This window comes from Moheibacter stercoris (assembly GCF_040545805.1).
Lineage (GTDB): Bacteria > Bacteroidota > Bacteroidia > Flavobacteriales > Weeksellaceae > Moheibacter > Moheibacter stercoris.
Genome location: NZ_JBEPMO010000005.1, coordinates 40942 through 60532, shown reverse-complemented (window position 1 = coordinate 60532; position 19591 = coordinate 40942). Strand labels below are relative to the sequence as shown.

Below are 19591 nucleotides of genomic sequence, written 5' to 3'. Positions count from 1 at the left end.
GAAAACACTAAATGGAAAAAATTCAATATCAATTTGAGTATATCAAATATTCGAGTCTAGATGAACTAGACGAAACAAGAAAAAATTTGGTTAAAAAATCAATTGAAATCGCAAAAAAAGCCCATGTACCCTATTCGAATTTCCATGTTGGAGCAGCTGTTTTATTGGAAAACGGAGAAATTCTTGTGGGTAACAACCAAGAAAATGCTTCTTATCCGGTTGGAACTTGTGCCGAAAGAACTTTATTAAACTATGTTCATGCAAACTTCCCAGAACAGAAAAAATTGATTCTTGCCGTTTCAGTTTTGGATACTGATCAGGATGTTTCCCCTTGTGGAATGTGTAGACAAGCGATTTTGGAATATGAAAACCTTCAAAATGAAAACATCGAAATCATTTTGCACAACAATTCAGGTTCATTGATTCATATACCTTCTGCACAATCCATTTTACCTTTAAATTTTAATAGCAAAATGTTGAACCAATAGAGGTTTGCACAACTAAATTATTACGTTTAAATTTGCCATTCACGATAGCTTTTATGGAAAAGATAACAAAAGAAACCTACCTTCAGTGGTACCGAGACATGAACTTCTGGAGAAGATTTGAAGATAAATGCCGTTCTCTATATTTGAAACAAAAAATTCGCGGATTCTTACATTTATACAATGGACAAGAAGCTTTGCCTGCTGGATTTCTACATGCAATGCAGCCTGGAAAAGACAGTGTTGTAACCGCATATCGTTGTCACGTTTGGCCTATGGCTATGGGAGTTGATCCAAAACGTATCATGGCAGAACTTTGTGGGAAAGAAACAGGAACTTCTAACGGATTGGGAGGTTCTATGCACGTTTTCAGCAAAGACCATAAATTTTATGGTGGACATGGTATCGTTGGTGGCCAAATTCCATTGGGAGCAGGAATTGCATTTGGAGACAAGTTCAACAACCGCGATGGTGTGACTATTTGTTTATTTGGTGATGGTGCAGCTCGTCAAGGAACCTTGCACGAAACCTTTAACATGGCTATGAACTGGAAATTACCAGTGGTTTTTGTTTGTGAAAACAACCAATATGCTATGGGAACTTCAGTTGCAAGAACTGCCAACCATTTGGATTTGTACAAATTAGGTTTAGGATATGAAATGCCTTCATTTGTGGTAGATGGAATGGATCCTGTCAAAGTTGCAGAAGCTGCTTATGAAGCAGTCGAAAGAGCAAGACGCGGAGACGGACCTACTTTCTTGGACATCAGAACCTATCGTTTTAGAGGTCACTCTATGTCCGATGCAGAACCTTATCGTACCAAAGAAGAAGTAGAACAATACAAAAATGAAGATCCAATTTTAGCTGTTCAACATGCTATTTTGGAAAACAAATATGCGACGCAAGAAGAATTGGACAAAATCATGGAAGAAGTAAAAGCCGATGTTGAAGCTTGTGAAAAATTCGCAGAGGACTCAGCTTATCCTTCACCTGATACCATGTATAAATATACCTATTCTCAGCAAGATTATCCGTTTATTGATAAATACGAAAACAACTAAACTATGGCGCACAAGATCACAATGCCGCGATTGAGCGACACAATGGAAGAAGGAACAGTTGTCAAATGGCACAAAAATGTTGGAGATAAAGTTTCGGAAGGCGATATTTTAGCTGAAATCGAAACGGATAAAGCCATTCAAGAATTTGAAAGCGAATATGACGGAATTCTACTTGTTCAAGGTGTAGAGGAAGGAAAAACAGCGAAAGTTGATAGCGTTTTGGCTATTATCGGTGAAGAAGGTGAAGAAGTTTCAACTGAATCCGATGAGGCAAAAGCAGATGATTCTTTGGAATCTGAAGCCGATCCTTTGGAAAATGTAGAATCAGAAGAAATTGCTGAAGAAACAGAAGAAACTACCTCTGCTGAAATCCCAGAAGGCGTAAACGTTATTTCTATGCCGCGCTTAAGCGATACGATGGAAGAAGGAACGGTTGCAAAATGGCATAAAAATGTTGGAGACAAAGTTTCGGAAGGTGATATTTTAGCCGAAATTGAAACCGATAAAGCCGTTCAAGAATTCGAAAGTGAATATGACGGAACTTTATTATATATTGGTGCAGAAGAAGGAAAATCAGCTCCCGTAGATACAGTATTAGCGATTATAGGTCCAGAAGGAACAGATGTTTCAGGATTAACAGGTGGAAAGCCAAAAGCAAAAGCTGCGGCTGCTCCTAAAGCTGAGAAAAAAGAAGAGCCAAAAGTTGAAAAAGCTCCTGAAGCTGCTCCAGCTAAGGAAGAACCAAAAGTAGAAACACCAAAAGCAACGGGAGAAAGAGTTTTTGCTTCTCCTCTAGCGAAATCATTAGCAAAAGAAAAAGGAATCGACATTAGTCGTGTTCAAGGTTCGGGTGATGGCGGAAGAATTATCAAAAAAGATATTGAAAATTATACGCCTACTGCCGCTGCTAGTTCAGCAGCTCAGGCTTATGTGAAAGCAGAAAGCAAAACGGTTGCGAATTCTCAAATGAGAAAAGTTATTGCCAAACGTCTTTCTGAATCCAAATTTACCGCTCCTCATTATTATTTGAATGTGGAAGTAAATATGGATTCTTGTATGGAAGCGCGTACACAAATCAATACCATGTATCCGGAAACTAAGATTTCGTTCAATGACATCATTGTAAAAGCTTGTGCTTTGGCATTGAGAAAACATCCGAATGTGAATTCTTCTTGGAAAGGAGAAGAAACGATTATCCATGGAGATATCAACATTGGGGTGGCTGTTGCTGTAGAAGACGGATTGTTGGTTCCAGTTGTGAAAAATGCCGATTTCAAATCGTTCGGAGAAATTTCAGGTGAAGTCAAAGATTTGGCAAAACGTGCACGCGATAGAAAATTGAAAGCAGACGAAATGGAAGGAAGTACCTTCTCTGTTTCCAATTTGGGAATGTTTGGAATTGAATCGTTCACCTCGATCATCAACCAACCGAACTCTTGTATTTTGTCGGTAGGTGCGATTATTGAAAAACCGATTGTAAAAAACAGTCAGATTCTGATTGGGAACACGATGAAGTTAAGTATGGCTTGTGACCATAGAACCGTAGACGGAGCTACGGGAGCGCAATTCTTACAAACTTTGGTGATGTACCTTGAAAATCCAATTACGATGTTTGTATAAGCTCAAAAAGCTTTAAAAATAGAAATCCGAAGATAAATGTCTTCGGATTTTTTTTATGATATTTTATATCAATAAATTGTTAGATGGAATGATTAAATCAGGACGAACTCGGGAAACTCAAAATGATGTAGTGTGAGGGTTGCAAGTTAGCAAATTACCCCGTGACCGGTCTAATTTGCACTTGCAAGGGAGACCCTTTGATCCCTTTTTTATTTTCTATTGCATTCAATTTTTCATGACCTGTTATTGCTACGACCTAAAACAAGAGGTTGCTATAGTTATGACCAAAAAAGAAAATTAAGACAAAAGAAGTACTATTAAAAAACCAAAAACTAGTGGCTTTCTGTTTATTTTTTACCACACGATACAATCGTGCGGGAGCGGGGATCCTTTACAACCTCGATGCGCTTATCCGCGATGCTAAAACTCGACTAGCTTATAAGTAAGAAAACCACTCCGTAAAAGAAGTGGCTTGTATATCTTAGACCACACGATGCAATCGTGCGGCAGCGGGGGGAGAATTAATCGAAGCAGTTCCTGGTGTTGCTTTGACGTAACCTTCCGGATGCGGGAAGAATTGTAAAACTTCTCCTGCATATTGCTCATTGTTGCTTAGTTGTGTCGCTATCGCTCCAACGGGTATTCGCGAACCTCGTTCCTCGGTTTGAAAACCATCTAAATAATCTACTATTTTCGTTGTAGAGCCGTCCACCACTGTCTTTTTAACTTTTTGACCTGCTGTCCCGATAGCTTTCGGGATAAACATATCTTATCTTATTTGAACTTCCGGCCCAACTAATCTCTGTAGGTAAATTTAGGTGATTATATTTAATTTCGGAAATTCCTTTGTTTAAATCGGAGATCATGGAGCTTCGCTCGGTTTCTTCGTAAATAACTTTCTCAAAGTCATTTACTCGAAAATCATTTGCATCATAGGTATAATCATCTTTTGTTCCTGTTTCATACAATCACACGACGTAATCGTGCGGACGCGGGGGTACCCTTTACCCCCTTTTATTTAATTCGTTAATATGTTCTGTTTCATGAATGGATGTTTTGTTTCCTAACATTTCCTTTCTTTCACCTCCAATTACATAAACTGTCACATATGTGGATTCAGTTGCAACTTCAATATTTCTGGAAAAAAGTTCACGGTTTAGAAATTCAACCTTGATTTTATATACTAATATTTCCGATGTTTTAAATTGCAATTTTTGATAACTAATCTTTTTATTTATGTCAATTCTTTTTTTAATGTTATACTTTAAATTACTGATATTTTTTATTTGAAAATTCTTTGCCCAAAAACCGTCACTCTTGCCTAAAAAATTAACGTATAGGACTAATGTATCTTTATCGTTTAGCTTATAACTTAAAATACCTTTGTTACTTACGAAATCATTTATTTTTAAAGTTTCATCATATAAAATAGATATATCTCTAGAACAACTAATACTAGTTACTCCTGGACATATTTCGTATAACAATAGACCTACGTAAAATTTATTATTTTCGACTTTTTCTTTTCCAACATATATGACATCTTCATTTATGATTTGACCAAATCCAATAATTGGTAATAGAATATATATTAAAATTAAAAATTTCATTGTCATTTTTTTATTATATTTAGTGTTCCTGCTGTAAAATTTTCACCTTTATATTCACCCGTCACATTGAAATTAATGATTCCTAATGTACCCGAATAATTTTTATTTAGTACATTATTTCTTCTCCCAACACTAAAAGTCCTATTTATTATATTAATCCCCCCGCTCCCGCACGATTAACGAAGTGTATCGTGTGGCTTTTAATACTTTTAAAGAACACAATTTTAGCATTTTGGTTTTAAGTTTATTAATGATGAATTTAAGAATTAATTAGAAACTGAATTATTTATTTTGATAATTAAATCAATGGAAGGCTTTTTGGTTTTTTCTTAAACCAAACGAAATCCCGATGCTTCGGAAGTGCGGTAGCGGAGGCATGTATATCTTTATCCACACGATACTCCCGACGCTTCGGGAGTGCGGCAGCGGGGGGAATTTAAGAACAAATCTGAAGCTTTAATATGTAATTCAATTATTCAATGAAAGGAAGGTTTCTTGGTTTAATCTTAAGCCACACGATGCAATCGTATGGCAGCGGGGGGGCGGAGATTTGTATATCTTAAACCACAGGATGCTCCCGACGCTTCGGGAGTGCGGGAGCGGGGATAGCTATCGGGAGAATCCTTGACCGTCCCGACTAAAGTTCGGAATGCTATATTCAGCTGAGCTTATTCAATTAAAATTATGATTAAAAATGTAAAAGAGGAATACGAAACTATGGAAAAACAAAAAAGCCACCGGAAAGGTGACTTTTTTGTGATCGCGAAGTCCCGATAACTATCGGGAGAACCCCTGACCGTCCCGACAAAAAGTCGGGATGCACTATCCAGATATGTTTTAAAGAAATATGAAAAGAAATAAAAACAAAAAAGCCACCGTATGGTGGCTTTTCTGTGATCGCGAAGGGATTCGAACCCCTGACCGTCTGCTTAGAAGGCAGATGCTCTATCCAGCTGAGCTACGCGACCTGGATATTTTATTTCTTGATTCTATTGGGATTAGAATCAAATAAAAATCTCAAAATTCGTTTCACAAATGTTACTTGAAATTTTGAGATTAAAAAAGTCGGGGTGGCAGGATTCGAACCTGCGACCTCCTGGTCCCAAACCAGGCGCGATGACCGGGCTACGCTACACCCCGAGTATTTCAAGTTGCGGAGAGACAGGGACTCGAACCCTGGCGACACTTTCGCGTCGACAGATTAGCAATCTGCTCCATTACCACTCTGGCACCTCTCCTCCTGTCTTCCTGCGATCACAACAGTTATACTGTGAAAGCGGATGCAAAACTATAGTGTTTATTTAAGTTTCGCAAATATTTTGACAAGTTTTTTTACTTTTTTCGTAAAATTCTTTTTAACTATTTTTGTATCAGCAAAATATTAAATCCTCAAAAAAGTGAAATTTTCTTACTACATCGGCCTTTTGGTCGTTTTTATCATCAGTTCTTGCGCATCGCAACCCCCAAAAGTGATCAAGCAGGTTGTACGAGATACCGTCATTATTAACCAAACCACAGATAGGTATGAATCGGTTCGTATGGCGAAACTAGACAACTTTCATATCTCAACATCTAAATATCCAGCAAAAGGACAAGATGATCGCGTACGATTCTTAATTCTTCACTATACCGCGTTAAATGATTCTCTATCCATGAAAGTTTTGACACAACAGGAAGTCAGCTCGCATTATTTAATTCCCAATGATGGTTCAGATTCCATTTATTTGTTGGTCGATGAATCCAAACGTTCTTGGCATGCAGGAGCAAGTTTCTGGAAAGGGATCAATAACTTGAATTTTTCTTCAATTGGAATTGAAATCGTGAACCAAGGTTACACCGGAACATTTAACACAAATGCCGATGGAACCATCACCGACACCCGCTATTTTTACGATTTCCCACAAAAACAAGTGGACAAAGTTGCCGAACTTTGCAAGGATATCATAACGCGATACAAAATTGACCCTGTCAATGTATTGGCTCATTCCGATGTTGCACCAGGAAGAAAGCATGATCCAGGACCGAAATTCCCTTGGAAATATATGTACGAAAAACATAGAATTGGTGCATGGTACGAAGATTTCCACAAACAAACCTATTTGGGACAATTCCCCTATGCTGAAAAAGATTCGATGAGTTTCATCCAATCGGTTCAAGCCGATTTAGAGAAATACGGCTATGAAATTCAAAAAACAGGAATTTGGGACCCTCAAACTCAAAAAGTTTTGCAAGCCTTTCAATATCACTTCCGTCCAGAAAAATACGATGGAATTATCGATGCCGAAACTTGGGCAATTTTAAAGGCATTGGTATTAAAATATAGATCCTAGTATACATGAAAAATTGTTTCATCATCTTCTTTTTGGGGATTTCATTAATTGGATTCGGACAAAAATTTGAAAAATTCACCAAAGAGGAAAAATCCTTAATCGAAACGAATTCTTCCGAAATGATGCGTGTAACACAATTGCCCATTCCAGAAGATTCTATCATCTTAAAATCGGTTTCCAAACCCATCAGTCCGAAACATAAGTTGACAAAATTGTTGTACGAACGTATGTTAAAATCCGTTCAAGATCCTTTAAACACAGGTGTTGGAATCGCAGCTCCACAAGTAGGAATCAATCGAAGAATGATGTTGGTTCAACGATTTGACAAACCCAATCAACCCTATGAGGTTTTCATCAACCCCGAAATTATTTGGGCTTCTAATTTAATGCAAATTGGTCCTGAAGGTGATTTGTCATTTGACGATCGTGGTTTGGTATATAGACATTATGCAATTCAAGTTCGCTATCAGAATTTAGAAGGAAAAACGATCGAAGAAAATTTAGAAGGTTTTACTGCAGTTATTTTTCAACATGAACGAGATCATTTAGATGGGATTTTGTTAATTGACCGAATCAATGAACAAAAAAATCAGATTTATGAGAAATTTGGCAACGATAGAATTTATTTATTGAAATCCTAACGACAGATAGCAGTGAAATCAATTAGTTTTGCAAATCGAAATTTACCTCAATGAAAAATTTTATTATCCTTGTATTTATCATATGTTTGGGAGTATTCTCAAACGCTCAAATTATTAAATTTGACACCATTGACAAAGAAGTAAAACATGCTGCTTTACCCTACTATAGTTATGGGAAAGGTTTAGGCTTAACCTCGCCTGATAGTATTTTCCAATTGAACATTCGATTCCGAATGCAAAATCGTGTGACTTATTGGGACAGAGAAGGTGATGAAGAATCAATCGATGCGCAAATTAGACGTTTAAGATTGCGTTTTGATGGATATGTAGGAAGCCCAGAATTCATGTACTCTATTCAGTTATCTTTTGCACCTGAAGATGTAGGAGAAGTTGAAGATGGAGGAAATTTGAATGTAATTCGAGATGCGGTCATCGTTTACAAACCAAACGAACATTGGGATTTTTCTTTTGGTCAAACCAAATTACCAGGTAATAGACAACGATTGAATTCATCGGGAGCCTTACAATTAACCGATCGTAGCATCAACAACTCAAAATTCAATATTGACCGTGATTTTGGATTACAAATCCACAATTCGAATGAGTTTTCAAACAAATTTTCTTATAACTTTAGAGGAGCCATAAGTTTGGGAGAAGGTCGAAATTGGACCGATAACAGCGATACAGGTTTGGCACTAACGGGTAAAGCTGAGATTTTTCCATTGGGTGCTTTCAAAAAAACTGGAGCCTTCTTTGAAGGAGATATCCAACGTGAAGAAAAACCAAAGTTGATGTTGTCAGCAGCTTTCCACCAAAATAACAAAGCAAGACGCGAACGTGGACAAACGGGAAATGAATTATTTGAAGCTAGAACCATGCAATCATTGTTTGGGGATTTAATTTTCAAATACAATGGTTGGTCGTTTCAATCGGCTTATATGAACAGAACAGCAAAAAATCCGATTACGTATAATCCTGAAGATGCAAACGATGTTCGTTATGTTTTTGTAGGGGAAGGTTTGGATTTTCAAACTAGTTATTTGTTCCGCAATAATTATGAGTTGATTGGTCGTTATTCCAACCAATGGGTTGATGACAAGATTCGACCATTTGAGCCCAATACACAACAATTCTCTTTGGGTTTAACCAAATACATTTGGGAACATGCTTTCAAAATCCAAGCGGAAGGAACCTATGAAATGCAGGATTTCATGTTGAATCAAGACAAGAACAACTGGTATGTACGATTCCAAGTTGAAATTGGAATTTAAGAATAGTTACACAGAATTTCTTTTCACATATTCCTGAAAAACTTCTTTGTGTTGATCGGAAATGGGTACGAATTTATCACGAATCACAACTTGATTTCGTTCGATTTTTTCGATTTTATCCAAGGAAATGATAAAAGATCGATGAATTCGCATGAATTGATTGACAGGTAATTCTTCTTCTAATTTTTTCAAACTCATCAAGGTCAAAATGGGTTTTGGCTGGTCAGTTATCCAAATTTTCGCATAATCTTTTAGACCTTCTATGAAATCAATTTTGTCGAGATCAATTTTGATTTGTTTGTATTCAGATTTCACAAAAAGGAATTTTTTAGCGTTTTCTTCCTCTCCTGTTGGAGAATTTTTGGACTGCACCAACTCAATCCATTCTTTTACTTTAAAAGCTGCTTTTTGGAATTCGATCAAATCAAAAGGTTTCAATAAATAATCCATCGCATCTACTCGGAAACCCTCAACAGCATATTCATCAAAAGCGGTGGTAAATACAAGTTTGATGTTTTTAGGAATCATTTTAGAGAATTCCATTCCGCTTAAATCAGGCATTTGAATATCGGTAAAAACGACTTCTACTTCATTGTTTTCCACAAATTCCAAAGCAGTTTTGGCATTGGAGAATTTACCAACCAACTCCAAGAAGTGCGTTTGACTGACATATTTCTCCAATAAAGCCAACGCAATTGGCTCATCGTCTACTAGTACGCATTTGATTTTCCGATCCATTTACCAAAGGTAAAAAGATTCTCCGTGTAATTTTACGAACCTATATCGAGAATTAATTCGGTTTGAAACCAATTTTCATCGGAAGAAATTTTCAATTCATGACGATTGGGATACAACAAGGTCAATCGTTTTTTCAAATTATCCAAACCAATCCCTGAACCCGATTGATCTTCAGAAGACTTTGGGAAATTTGAATTTTTGGATTTAAAGATGATGGTGTCATTTTGAACCTGTAAATCAAACTGAATGACACTTTTTTGAGTAGAAGAAATTCCATGTTTATACGCATTTTCTATCAAGGATATAAACAACAAAGGAGCAACTTGAATAGATGATTTCACTTGTTCAAATTCTTTTGTTACTTCCACATTTTCAGAAGTTCTGAGGTTCATCAGTTCAATGTATTTCTCCAAAAAATCGATTTCCTTGCGCAATTCCACCTTTTCGGTATTGGATTCGTACAAAAGGTAACGCATCAATTTCCCCAAAGAATGAATCGTCACTTTGGCTTTTTCTGGTGACAAATCGACTAATGAATAAATATTGTTCAGCGAATTGAAAAAGAAATGGGGTTGTAATTGGTATTTCAAATGTTGAATTTCTGATTGAAGTTTGGTGTTTTGAACTTCCTTTCGTTGACTTTCCAAATTGGACCACCTTTCCCCCATTTTGAGTGCAATGGAGAAAATCAAAGGAACAAATAAGGACAATGTATTTAAGTAAATGATCAAGGATTTGCTTCCTCCTTGTTTGTTTTGGTAATAAATTTCAAAATATTCTAAGACCTGAATGAGAATGGTTTGACGAAATAAAATCGTCAAAAAGAACAAGAGCAAATTCGCAAGAATGAAGATGAGAAACTTCCGCTGAAACAGAAATTTATCGATCAAGTACAAATAGTTGGCATAAAATACGATGGCAAAAAGCAATAAGGGAATCAAATTGAATTTGATGATTCGGTCAAAATTGGGAGCATCGGTTCCTAGCGATAGTAAATAAGGCATCGACATCAAAACTAACCATACCAAGAGGTGGATGATGATTTTGGAAACTTGTTTTTGATTTGTCATACCTAACAAATTTATCAATTTAGTTGGAATTTAGGGTTGATAGAAAATTTCGTGTATAAAAAAAGGATGGAGAAAATTTACATTTGGCTTTTCAATTTTTGCTCCCCACCCTAATCCTTCAAATTCTTTAATCTCAGAATACCCTAACCGCTCTTGATTTATGGAATTCTGACGCAAACTTCTCATTAATTCTTGTATTGAAAAAAAACAATCGACCAACTCGGGAATTTTATCGACGAATTTGAAACGGATAGAATTTTCAGTCTGAAAGGATCAGCTATTGTTTAGAATTTTTTTGGATCATTGAGTGTAAGGATTCTCAAATACGCGTGAGTGATAGTAGCGGAAATCCTTTTTAAACTTTGAAAGTTTGAAAAGATTGCAGCGGATAGCACGACCTTGTTGCCATACAAAATTTCTGATATGGCAATCTAGTATTTTGGCAACAAGGGCACGCCCAATAGGTAATAAAAGGATTCATTTTGTCGTATTTCTAAATCCGATATTGAAGGTTTATGTCAATCTGTCACCCGAAATCTGCCAAAAAGGAAAAATCTATGCGTTGGCATAATGATTGACTATAAACTGACAAATTAAACAATTTAGAATTTAGAAAATAAAAAACGATATGAGCAAAATTATTGGTATTGACTTAGGTACGACGAACTCTTGTGTTGCGGTAATGGAAGGTAGTGACCCGACTGTTATTCCAAACGCTGAGGGTAAGAGAACGACCCCATCTATCGTGGCATTTGTAGAAGGCGGCGAGAGAAAAGTTGGTGATGCTGCGAAACGTCAAGCAGTAACCAATCCACATAAAACGATTTATTCGATCAAACGTTTCATGGGTACAAAATACTCAGAAATGTTGAAGGAATTTGATCAAGTTCCATATAAAATGGTAAAAGGAGACAATGATACACCACGTGTTGAAATCGATGGTCGTAACTATACTCCACAAGAAATCTCAGCGATGACACTTCAAAAAATGAAGAAAACAGCTGAAGATTATTTAGGACAAGAAGTAACAAGAGCGGTTATTACAGTTCCTGCTTACTTTAACGACGCACAACGTCAAGCAACAAAAGAAGCGGGTGAAATCGCTGGTTTGAAAGTAGAACGTATTATCAACGAACCTACAGCTGCAGCTTTGGCGTATGGATTGGATAAATCCAATAGCGACAAAAAGATTGCAGTGTATGACTTAGGTGGAGGTACATTTGATATTTCTATCTTGGAATTGGGTGACGGAGTTTTTGAAGTATTGTCTACAAATGGTGATACGCACTTAGGTGGTGATGACTTTGACAATGCAATCATCAACTGGTTGGCTTCAGAATTTCAAGCGGCAGAAGGTGTAGATTTAAAAAAAGACGCAATGGCTTTGCAACGTTTACGTGAAGCGGCTGAAAAAGCAAAAATTGAATTGTCTTCTTCTTCTCAAACGGAAATCAACTTGCCTTATATCACGGCAAATGAAACTGGACCTAAACACTTGGTTCAAACTTTGACTCGTGCAAAATTTGAGCAATTGACAGACGATTTGGTACGTCGTTCAATGGAGCCTTGTAAGAAAGCTTTGAGCGATGCAGGATTGTCAGCTTCTGATATTGATGAAGTAATCTTGGTAGGTGGATCAACACGTATCCCAAAAATCCAAGAAGAAGTTGAAAAATTCTTCGGAAAAGTTCCTTCTAAAGGAGTGAATCCAGATGAAGTTGTAGCAATTGGTGCTGCTATCCAAGGTGGTGTTTTGACAGGTGATGTAAAAGACGTTTTATTGTTGGACGTTACGCCATTGTCTTTAGGAATTGAAACCTTGGGTGGTGTTTTCACGAAATTGATCGATGCGAACACAACGATTCCTACCAAAAAGTCTGAAACTTTCTCAACTGCAGCAGATAATCAACCTGCGGTTACCTTAAGAATCGGTCAAGGGGAACGTTCTATGTTCAACGACAACAAAGAAATTGGACGTTTTGACTTAGTGGACATTCCACCAGCACCAAGAGGAGTTCCTCAAATTGAAGTTACTTTTGACATCGATGCAAATGGTATCTTGAATGTTTCTGCGAAAGACAAAGGAACTGGAAAAGAACAATCCATCAAAATCGAAGCTTCTTCAGGATTGAGCGATGCAGATATTGAAAGAATGAAGAAAGAGGCGCAAGAAAATGCAGCGAAAGATGCAGAAGCGAAAGAAAAGATTGAAAAAATCAACGGAGCTGACGCTTTGATTTTCCAAACGGAAAAACAATTGAAGGATTATGGAGACAAAATCCCAGCGGATAAAAAAGAACCGATTGAGTCTGCATTGGCTAACTTAAAAGTGGCACATGCTTCTCAAGAAATTTCTCAAATCGATCCAGCAGTTGAAAAATTAAACGAAGTTTGGGCTGCTGCTTCTCAAGAAATTTATGCGGCAATGAATGAGCAACAAGGAGGTGCAACGCCTGGAGCAGATGCAACAGCAGATGCGAAAACAGATGACAATGTGCAAGATGTTGATTTCGAAGAAGTGAAATAAGAAATTATCACTAAATAAAAAAAACCTTGGTCCAATGGATCAAGGTTTTTTTTTATCTTTTTATTAGGAGTGACTTTGTTTAGTTTTCAATTCTTGTTGAACTTCTAGTAGCAATCGGTCAAATTCTTCTCGTTGTTGTTTTTTGATGTGATTTCTGTTGAATCGAACTTCGGTATCATGGGTTCGAAATGCCCATTCGTTATTATACGAAAGGATATTTTGCAATTCTGCTCGTTTGATGATTTTTTTATTGAATAGAGAAAAGTTTTCCAATTGTTCGGAGTCAATCTTTCGGTATCCAAATTTGATGTACCAGATCATTTCTGCTAAAAGCAAAACCCATAAAAACGCAATTCCTACCCAAAAAACTTCGCCAATCCCAATGGCTAAAAAGAAAAAAGGAATCGTGGGCAAAAATCGAATGATAAACAAGGTTAGCAATCTTGATGTGGAATAATGAAAGATCATGAATTGAATTCTAAATTAAGTACAAAGATAATCGACTTCTAGATAGGATTCGATGATTTTGGTTTTGTTTCTATTTCTTTTAAAATCAATTAGAACAAAAATTTGAAATTTGTAAAACACAATGAATTATTGAATTATACGTTTTAAGTGTAAATCATTCTATAGTTTCAATGAAAATGCACTTCCTCTTTCTTTTATCCTTTTTAATTGGATTTTCTTGTTTGGCTCAGACAAAAAAAATTACAGATTTACTCAACAAACAATTCCAGAAAGAACAAAAATTTTATGATGAATTTGATCTGGAAAAGCCTTATTTACATCAGGAATTTCGAATTGAAAATGATTCTATAAGTTTTGAATTTTACTATGCGCCACAATTGGAAAACCAACAAAAAGAAATCATGAGAAGGGTTGTTCATCTAAAGGATATAAATGATTTCAGTAAGGACTATTCCATTCTATTTTTAACTGAAGAAAATTCGGTAATAGAGACAATCTATTTGGAAAAAAGTTCTGGAAAGAAAGAAATAGTACATCAGAGTACTACTGATATTTTTTTTACGGAGCTACGAAAAGATAGAAAAGATGAATCTATACAAGGGAAAATGATCAAGGCTTTTTCAAAAGCGGGATATGAAATAATAGGTGAATATTGGTATCATTAAACAAATTGTAGATTCCAAACAAAAAAAAGCTGCAATCAAAGATTACAGCTTTTTAAGTACCCCAGGCGGGACTTGAACCCGCACGTCCTAATGGACACAGGATTTTAAGTCCTGCGTGTCTACCAATTCCACCACCAGGGCATGGTAAAATCATTTAGAATAATTGAAATTTTGATAAAAAAAGGCTGTAATCTTGAGATTAACAGCCTTTTTAAGTACCCCAGGCGGGACTTGAACCCGCACGCTCTAATGAGCACAGGATTTTAAGTCCTGCGTGTCTACCAATTCCACCACCAGGGCTTAGGTACTTTTCAATTTTTCAATTTGAGCGAGAAACGGGACTCGAACCCGCGACCCCGACCTTGGCAAGGTCGTGCTCTACCAGCTGAGCTATTCTCGCATTGCGGTTGCAAATATAAGAAAACCGAATCGGTAAAAACAAACTATTTCAGAAGTTTTTTATCGATTTTTCGTACTTATATCGGCATCAGCATATTAATGGACTCAGAAAGCTGTCGTTTCAACATTTTTCTGTGTACAATCATGTCTACAAAGCCTTTCTCCAAAAGAAATTCAGAGGTTTGGAATCCTTCTGGAAGGTCTCGACCAATGGTTTCTTTGATAACGCGTGGTCCAGCAAAACCAATCAAGGCTTGTGGTTCTGCTATGACCAAATCTCCAACCGAAGCAAATGAAGCAGTTACCCCACCGTACGTAGGATTGGTCAAAACAGAAATGTATGGAATCTTGGCGTCAGCTAATTGCGTTAATTTGGCTTCAACTTTCGCCATTTGCATCAAGGAAATAGCAGCCTCCATCATACGTGCCCCACCCGATTGAGAAATCAAAATGTAAGGCATTTTATGTTTCAAGGCATAGTCCATAGCACGAACAATCTTTTCTCCCATGGCAGATCCCAAAGAACCTCCAATAAATTTAAAATCCATCGCACTAACCACTACTCCACGACCATTCATATCACCCGTAGCAGTACGCAAAGCGTCTGTTAAGCCTGTTTTCTTTTTGACATCTTTTAATCGGTCCTTATACTTTTGGGTATCGGACCAACTCAAAGGGTCTTTGCTTTCTACTTTCGTGTCAAGCTCCTTAAATTTGGAATCATCAAAGAGAATTTCAAAGTATTCTTGACTTCCAATTTGAACGTGAAAATCATCTTCTGGACTGACGTAAGCATTTGCTTTTAACTCTTCTGTATCAATGATTTTACCACTAGGTGATTTGTACCAAAGTCCTTTTGGCACATCCTTCTTATGTTCTGTGGTAATATTTTTCTTTGTTCTTCTAAACCAAGCCATCTTCTTTTTCTCTTCTCCTCCGTTTTCGTAAATATTATCTAAATTATCCAAGTCTATTGATATTATTTAAATCCTCAAACGCTTGTATCAAGCGGTCTTTGAAGGAAACTTCTCCTTCTCTAACCCAAACGCGAGGGTCATATTGTTTTTTATTTGGTTTGTCTGCTCCTTCTGGATTTCCAATTTGTCCTTGCAAATAATCCTTTTTCGCATCGAAATACTTTCTTACTCCTTCCATAAAGGCAAATTGCAAGTCTGTATCAATGTTCATTTTGATTACACCATATCCGATCGCTTCTCTAATTTCTTCCAAAGAAGAACCAGATCCACCATGGAAAACAAAATCCACTGGATTTTTAGATGTATTAAATTTCTCTTCAATAAATTTCTGAGAATTATCCAAAATTTTAGGCGTCAACACAACATTTCCTGGTTTGTATACACCATGAACATTTCCAAATGCTGCAGCAACCCAGAAATTATCACTTACAGATTTCAATTGCTCGTACACATATGCTACTTCTTCTGGTTGTGTATACAACAAGGAATTATCTACTCCACTGTTGTCAACACCATCTTCTTCACCGCCTGTAATTCCTAATTCAACTTCTAAAGTCATTCCGATTTTGGACATTCTCTCTAAGTATCTTTTGGAAATTTCCATGTTTTCTTCCAATGGTTCTTCTGACAAATCCAACATATGAGAGCTGAACAATGATTTACCCGTTTTGTGGTAAAAATCTTCATTGGCATCCATCACACCATCAATCCAAGGCATTAAATTTTTCGCACAGTGGTCGGTATGTAAAATAACCGTTGCACCATAAGCTTCTGCTAATGTATGGATGTGCAATGCACCCGCAATAGATCCTTTGATTGCAGCCAATTGATTATCTCCTTTCAATCCTTTACCAGCATTAAAAGCCGCACCACCATTTGAAAACTGAATGATAACGGGTGAATTAACTTGAACTGCAGCTTCCATCGCAGCATTAACCGAACTAGATCCAATCACATTACATGCAGGCAATGCATATTGATTTGCTTTAGCGTCTTGAATGATTTCTTTAACTAACGAACCGGTTGCAACTCCGGCAGGAAACTTTCTACTCATAGGATATATAATTAAGTGCTTTTAAATTGGTACAAATATAGAGAATCTATGTTAAAATGGGTAATTAATTCCAAAGGCAATTCTCGGTTTCAAAATATTGAAATTATCAAATCTCCAACGATCTCCTTCTGCATAACTAGGATCATGTAATTTGTAGGCAAAATCCAATCGTGCGATCAAAAATGTTAAATCCAATCTTAAGCCGAATCCACCACCAATCCCCAATTGTTTGTAAAATTCATCGAACTTAAACAAGGTCAACTCATTCTTTTTGTCGGTTCCCCAAATGTTTCCGGCATCCACAAAAAACGCTCCATTGAACATTCCCATCATATTGAATCGATACTCGGTACTAAACAAAAGTTTTAATTGTTCAATCGCAAAAACATCATCTCCTCCTTTGAATCTTGGAATATCTGCTGGACCTAATGTTGCGGCAGCCCAAGCACGAATATCATTGGCGCCACCTGCTGTATAGCTACGTACAAAAGGTACAAAATCTGAATTTCCATAAGGTTGAATGATTCCGACAAATAAACGATTTGCCCATGTAGTTTTGGGTCCGAAATTGAAATATTTCCTCACGTCTAAATCCAATTTCACAAATTGAGAATATGGAACATTGAACACCATTCCTTGTTCGTTTCCAGAAGCGGATTCCGATTTATAAAATCCGAAAGCCTTGTCCATTAATCCCAAAATATTTCCTGCCAATTCAATCTTTCCTCTGAAAAACCATGGATTTTTAATGCTCGCACGCTCCGCTTGATTGAGCGTATACTGATAAAACATGGAAGAAATGAAAACATTTTGTGTGATGGATTGCTTTCTGAAATTCATGTTTTGAAACAAGGAATAATCAGACATTCCATCATCATTTAAGGAGGATTGAAAGGCTTGGTCATTGATAACCATTTGGATGATTTGGTCATCTGTTAATTCTCCATGAAAATGTTGAATTCCAGCTGCTGGATTATAAGGGAAATAATATTGATTGATAAAATTGTTCAAAATGGAATTATCTCCACTAAATACATTGAAGTAATTATCGCGTTGAAGATTGTTGACAAATTCATTGTTTAAGATGCTTATCATATGCGTCTGAGCATCTCGAAAGGAAATGTTGTAATCCAATCCCGATGAATAGGTCACGCGCCCAAGTCCAATGTTTCGCTGAACTGATGCACCAATTCGAAAATCAGATTGTTTGTAATATCGTTTCGGAAATACTGGATCTAAGTTGAAGGGAAATAACAAATAAGGAAATCCAATTTTGGTTTGAAAAGCCATTTCAAATGCATTGAAAAAACTTCCTTCATCGGTAAATTTTTTGTTGACATTTCCCAAGGTTCCCCTTAAGGTAGTTTCTAAATTCTCTCCCCCTCGAAATAAATTCCGTGCGATCAAAGAAACCCTTGGAGAAACCCCAAAATTCATAAATTCAGACCAAGACAATTCTGCTCCATAGAACAAATCGTATTTTTTCTTTGGTCGAAATGAAATTCGAACATCAATAATACTATCACCTTGTATCAGTTCAGGATTTTCAGGATTCCATTCATTGATAAAACCCGTCATGGAAACTCCTTCTCTCTTGAAAATATTTCGTTTGGTTTGTTGTTCTGAATTGATGCGATACAGTCCATTTTCACGCAATACAATCGCATCTGTAAAGAATTTCGGACGATATTTCATTTTGGGATCTACATAATGCAAATGATAGCCTTCGTAAATAGTATCCAAATAATTGGGTTGTGGGCTTGCATTTTTATCATAATTAGAATCCGGATAAATATGAATGGTTCCGTATCTATATTTCGAAAATTGTTGTTTTGCTTTTACTGTATCCTTGTCGATACCTTTTGGGATTAACAAGGCAACATCTAAAGCCTTGTTGGAAATCGTTGTATCTGCCGTGAATTCTATGTCTTGCCCATCTTCATTGAAACGATAATATCCGCGGTTTTGCAAATATTCTGTAATTCGGTTGCGTTCCAAAATGAAATTATCCATGTCATAACGCTCACCTACTTTGATTTCGCCACCTCTCAACATCAAGGTTTGATAATGATTATATATAGCTGAATCCGAAATATTGTAGGCATAGTCTTGGATGATGGATTCCTCACCTGGATTAATTTCATAAACAACCTTTCCTTTTTTGGACGTACTATCCAAATCATGTTCAGACTTTACTTCTGCGTCAAAATATCCACGATCAAAATAAAAAGTTTCCAGATTTTCTTCAGAAAAAGCCGTTAAAGCAGTATCGATGATAACAGGAGGTTCACCTTGGTTGAATAAAAATCGTCTGATCCATAAGTTGTTCCCCACATATTCTTCCAAGCCATTTTTTACCAACAAACTATCCAAGGATTTTTGGGTTCTTCTCTTTTTGGTCAAATCATAGTACTCCATAAAAGTTGTATCAAACTTCTCATGTACAGAGTTATATAACATTAACTTTAAAGGCAAAAATCCAAACAAAGCTCCAGCATTGGGACGTTGTTTGACATAATCTTGAAGAACTCCATTGAAAGGTTTTTCTTTCCCCTCAAATTCAAATTTGTTTTTGGTTAAAAGGAATTCTCCTTCTGGAACTTTCTTGGTCGTACTACAGCTGTAGACAACGAAGCTCATTATAATGAATAATAGTATCTTTGTTCCCAGAAATC

The 19591-nt window shown here is 36.6% G+C and carries 16 protein-coding genes and 6 tRNA genes; 8 read left to right on the top strand and 14 right to left on the bottom strand.

The features are described 5' to 3' along the window. The first annotated feature begins 11 nt into the window (after window positions 1-11). From ABID46_RS05885 to ABID46_RS05875, 3 genes are read left to right on the top strand one after another with little or no spacing between them, the layout of a single operon-like run. Entirely contained in the window at window positions 12-488 is a 477-nt protein-coding gene (locus tag ABID46_RS05885; RefSeq protein WP_354508035.1) for a cytidine deaminase, read from the top strand. 53 nt (window positions 489-541) lie between these two features. Further along, window positions 542-1546 (top strand): pyruvate dehydrogenase (acetyl-transferring) E1 component subunit alpha, encoded by a 1005-nt coding sequence (pdhA, locus tag ABID46_RS05880; RefSeq protein WP_354508033.1) that lies wholly within the window; start codon window positions 542-544, stop codon window positions 1544-1546. A gap of 3 nt (window positions 1547-1549) precedes the next feature. Continuing rightward, a complete protein-coding gene (locus ABID46_RS05875) occupies window positions 1550-3166 on the top strand; it encodes a pyruvate dehydrogenase complex dihydrolipoamide acetyltransferase (protein ID WP_354508031.1) in 1617 nt (538 codons plus the stop codon). A gap of 481 nt (window positions 3167-3647) precedes the next feature. On the opposite strand, the gene ABID46_RS05870 is transcribed toward ABID46_RS05875, so the two are convergent. The 5 genes from ABID46_RS05870 to ABID46_RS05850 all read right to left on the bottom strand — a co-directional run bounded on the left by ABID46_RS05870 (window position 3648) and on the right by ABID46_RS05850 (window position 6014). Further along, window positions 3648-3878, bottom strand: a complete 231-nt coding sequence (locus ABID46_RS05870; RefSeq protein WP_354508029.1) for a hypothetical protein — start codon at window positions 3876-3878, stop codon at window positions 3648-3650. Window positions 3879-4170: 292 nt separating this feature from the next. Beyond that, the gene (locus ABID46_RS05865) at window positions 4171-4776 is read right to left on the bottom strand and encodes a hypothetical protein (RefSeq protein ID WP_354508027.1); all 606 of its coding nucleotides are present in this window, start codon (window positions 4774-4776) and stop codon (window positions 4171-4173) included. An 894-nt stretch (window positions 4777-5670) separates the two neighbouring features. Continuing rightward, window positions 5671-5744 (bottom strand) — tRNA-Arg (locus ABID46_RS05860). A gap of 97 nt (window positions 5745-5841) precedes the next feature. After that, window positions 5842-5916 (bottom strand) — tRNA-Pro (locus ABID46_RS05855). A 14-nt stretch (window positions 5917-5930) separates the two neighbouring features. Next, window positions 5931-6014, bottom strand: a tRNA-Ser gene (locus tag ABID46_RS05850). A 159-nt stretch (window positions 6015-6173) separates the two neighbouring features. Here ABID46_RS05850 and ABID46_RS05845 point away from each other — a divergent pair. The 3 genes from ABID46_RS05845 to ABID46_RS05835 are packed head-to-tail and all read left to right on the top strand — an operon-like array spanning window position 6174 to window position 9018. Beyond that, window positions 6174-7106 (top strand): N-acetylmuramoyl-L-alanine amidase, encoded by a 933-nt coding sequence (locus ABID46_RS05845; protein WP_354508025.1) that lies wholly within the window; start codon window positions 6174-6176, stop codon window positions 7104-7106. A gap of 5 nt (window positions 7107-7111) precedes the next feature. Next, window positions 7112-7747, top strand: a complete 636-nt coding sequence (gene def / locus ABID46_RS05840; RefSeq protein ID WP_354508023.1) for a peptide deformylase — start codon at window positions 7112-7114, stop codon at window positions 7745-7747. Window positions 7748-7797: 50 nt separating this feature from the next. After that, the gene (locus ABID46_RS05835; protein WP_354508021.1) at window positions 7798-9018 is read left to right on the top strand and encodes a porin; all 1221 of its coding nucleotides are present in this window, start codon (window positions 7798-7800) and stop codon (window positions 9016-9018) included. Window positions 9019-9024: 6 nt separating this feature from the next. On the opposite strand, the gene ABID46_RS05830 is transcribed toward ABID46_RS05835, so the two are convergent. Together ABID46_RS05830 and ABID46_RS05825 are read right to left on the bottom strand one after the other, a co-directional pair. Then, on the bottom strand, window positions 9025-9756 hold the full coding sequence (locus ABID46_RS05830; RefSeq protein WP_354508019.1) for a LytR/AlgR family response regulator transcription factor: 732 nt from the start codon (window positions 9754-9756) through the stop codon (window positions 9025-9027). Window positions 9757-9788: 32 nt separating this feature from the next. After that, window positions 9789-10826 (bottom strand): sensor histidine kinase, encoded by a 1038-nt coding sequence (locus ABID46_RS05825; protein WP_354508017.1) that lies wholly within the window; start codon window positions 10824-10826, stop codon window positions 9789-9791. A 628-nt stretch (window positions 10827-11454) separates the two neighbouring features. On the opposite strand from ABID46_RS05825, the gene dnaK reads away from it, so the two are divergent. Next, window positions 11455-13353, top strand: a complete 1899-nt coding sequence (gene dnaK, locus ABID46_RS05820) for a molecular chaperone DnaK (RefSeq protein WP_354508015.1) — start codon at window positions 11455-11457, stop codon at window positions 13351-13353. A 63-nt stretch (window positions 13354-13416) separates the two neighbouring features. Here the strand turns inward: dnaK and ABID46_RS05815 are convergent, their stop codons facing one another. Then, the gene (locus ABID46_RS05815; RefSeq protein WP_354508013.1) at window positions 13417-13821 is read right to left on the bottom strand and encodes a hypothetical protein; all 405 of its coding nucleotides are present in this window, start codon (window positions 13819-13821) and stop codon (window positions 13417-13419) included. Between the two features lie 221 nt (window positions 13822-14042). On the opposite strand from ABID46_RS05815, the gene ABID46_RS05810 reads away from it, so the two are divergent. Then, entirely contained in the window at window positions 14043-14486 is a 444-nt protein-coding gene (locus ABID46_RS05810; RefSeq protein WP_354508011.1) for a hypothetical protein, read from the top strand. A 57-nt stretch (window positions 14487-14543) separates the two neighbouring features. On the opposite strand, the gene ABID46_RS05805 is transcribed toward ABID46_RS05810, so the two are convergent. The 6 genes from ABID46_RS05805 to tamL form a co-directional block, all read right to left on the bottom strand. After that, a tRNA-Leu gene (locus tag ABID46_RS05805) sits at window positions 14544-14627 on the bottom strand. Window positions 14628-14702: 75 nt separating this feature from the next. Beyond that, a tRNA-Leu gene (locus tag ABID46_RS05800) sits at window positions 14703-14786 on the bottom strand. Between the two features lie 27 nt (window positions 14787-14813). Then, a tRNA-Gly gene (locus ABID46_RS05795) sits at window positions 14814-14886 on the bottom strand. 76 nt (window positions 14887-14962) lie between these two features. After that, window positions 14963-15802, bottom strand: a complete 840-nt coding sequence (gene accD, locus ABID46_RS05790) for an acetyl-CoA carboxylase, carboxyltransferase subunit beta (protein WP_354508250.1) — start codon at window positions 15800-15802, stop codon at window positions 14963-14965. Window positions 15803-15845: 43 nt separating this feature from the next. Continuing rightward, complete coding sequence (gene fbaA, locus ABID46_RS05785) at window positions 15846-16916, bottom strand: class II fructose-bisphosphate aldolase (protein WP_354508009.1); 1071 nt, start codon at window positions 16914-16916, stop codon at window positions 15846-15848. Between the two features lie 51 nt (window positions 16917-16967). Then, window positions 16968-19556, bottom strand: a complete 2589-nt coding sequence (gene tamL, locus ABID46_RS05780; protein WP_354508007.1) for a translocation and assembly module lipoprotein TamL — start codon at window positions 19554-19556, stop codon at window positions 16968-16970. Window positions 19557-19591: the final 35 nt, after the last annotated feature.

Excerpts from the sequence above, each read along its gene's own strand:
- ABID46_RS05885 (WP_354508035.1), top strand. The coding sequence starts at position 12 with ATGGAAAAAATTCAATATCAATTTGAGTATATCAAATATTCGAGTCTA.
- pdhA (WP_354508033.1), top strand. The coding sequence starts at position 542 with ATGGAAAAGATAACAAAAGAAACCTACCTTCAGTGGTACCGAGACATG.
- ABID46_RS05875 (WP_354508031.1), top strand. The coding sequence starts at position 1,550 with ATGGCGCACAAGATCACAATGCCGCGATTGAGCGACACAATGGAAGAA.
- ABID46_RS05865 (WP_354508027.1), bottom strand. The coding sequence starts at position 4,776 with ATGAAATTTTTAATTTTAATATATATTCTATTACCAATTATTGGATTT.
- def (WP_354508023.1), top strand. The coding sequence starts at position 7,112 with ATGAAAAATTGTTTCATCATCTTCTTTTTGGGGATTTCATTAATTGGA.
- ABID46_RS05835 (WP_354508021.1), top strand. The coding sequence starts at position 7,798 with ATGAAAAATTTTATTATCCTTGTATTTATCATATGTTTGGGAGTATTC.
- ABID46_RS05830 (WP_354508019.1), bottom strand. The coding sequence starts at position 9,756 with ATGGATCGGAAAATCAAATGCGTACTAGTAGACGATGAGCCAATTGCG.
- ABID46_RS05825 (WP_354508017.1), bottom strand. The coding sequence starts at position 10,826 with ATGACAAATCAAAAACAAGTTTCCAAAATCATCATCCACCTCTTGGTA.
- dnaK (WP_354508015.1), top strand. The coding sequence starts at position 11,455 with ATGAGCAAAATTATTGGTATTGACTTAGGTACGACGAACTCTTGTGTT.
- ABID46_RS05815 (WP_354508013.1), bottom strand. The coding sequence starts at position 13,821 with ATGATCTTTCATTATTCCACATCAAGATTGCTAACCTTGTTTATCATT.
- accD (WP_354508250.1), bottom strand. The coding sequence starts at position 15,802 with ATGGCTTGGTTTAGAAGAACAAAGAAAAATATTACCACAGAACATAAG.
- fbaA (WP_354508009.1), bottom strand. The coding sequence starts at position 16,916 with ATGAGTAGAAAGTTTCCTGCCGGAGTTGCAACCGGTTCGTTAGTTAAA.
- tamL (WP_354508007.1), bottom strand. The coding sequence starts at position 19,556 with ATGAGCTTCGTTGTCTACAGCTGTAGTACGACCAAGAAAGTTCCAGAA.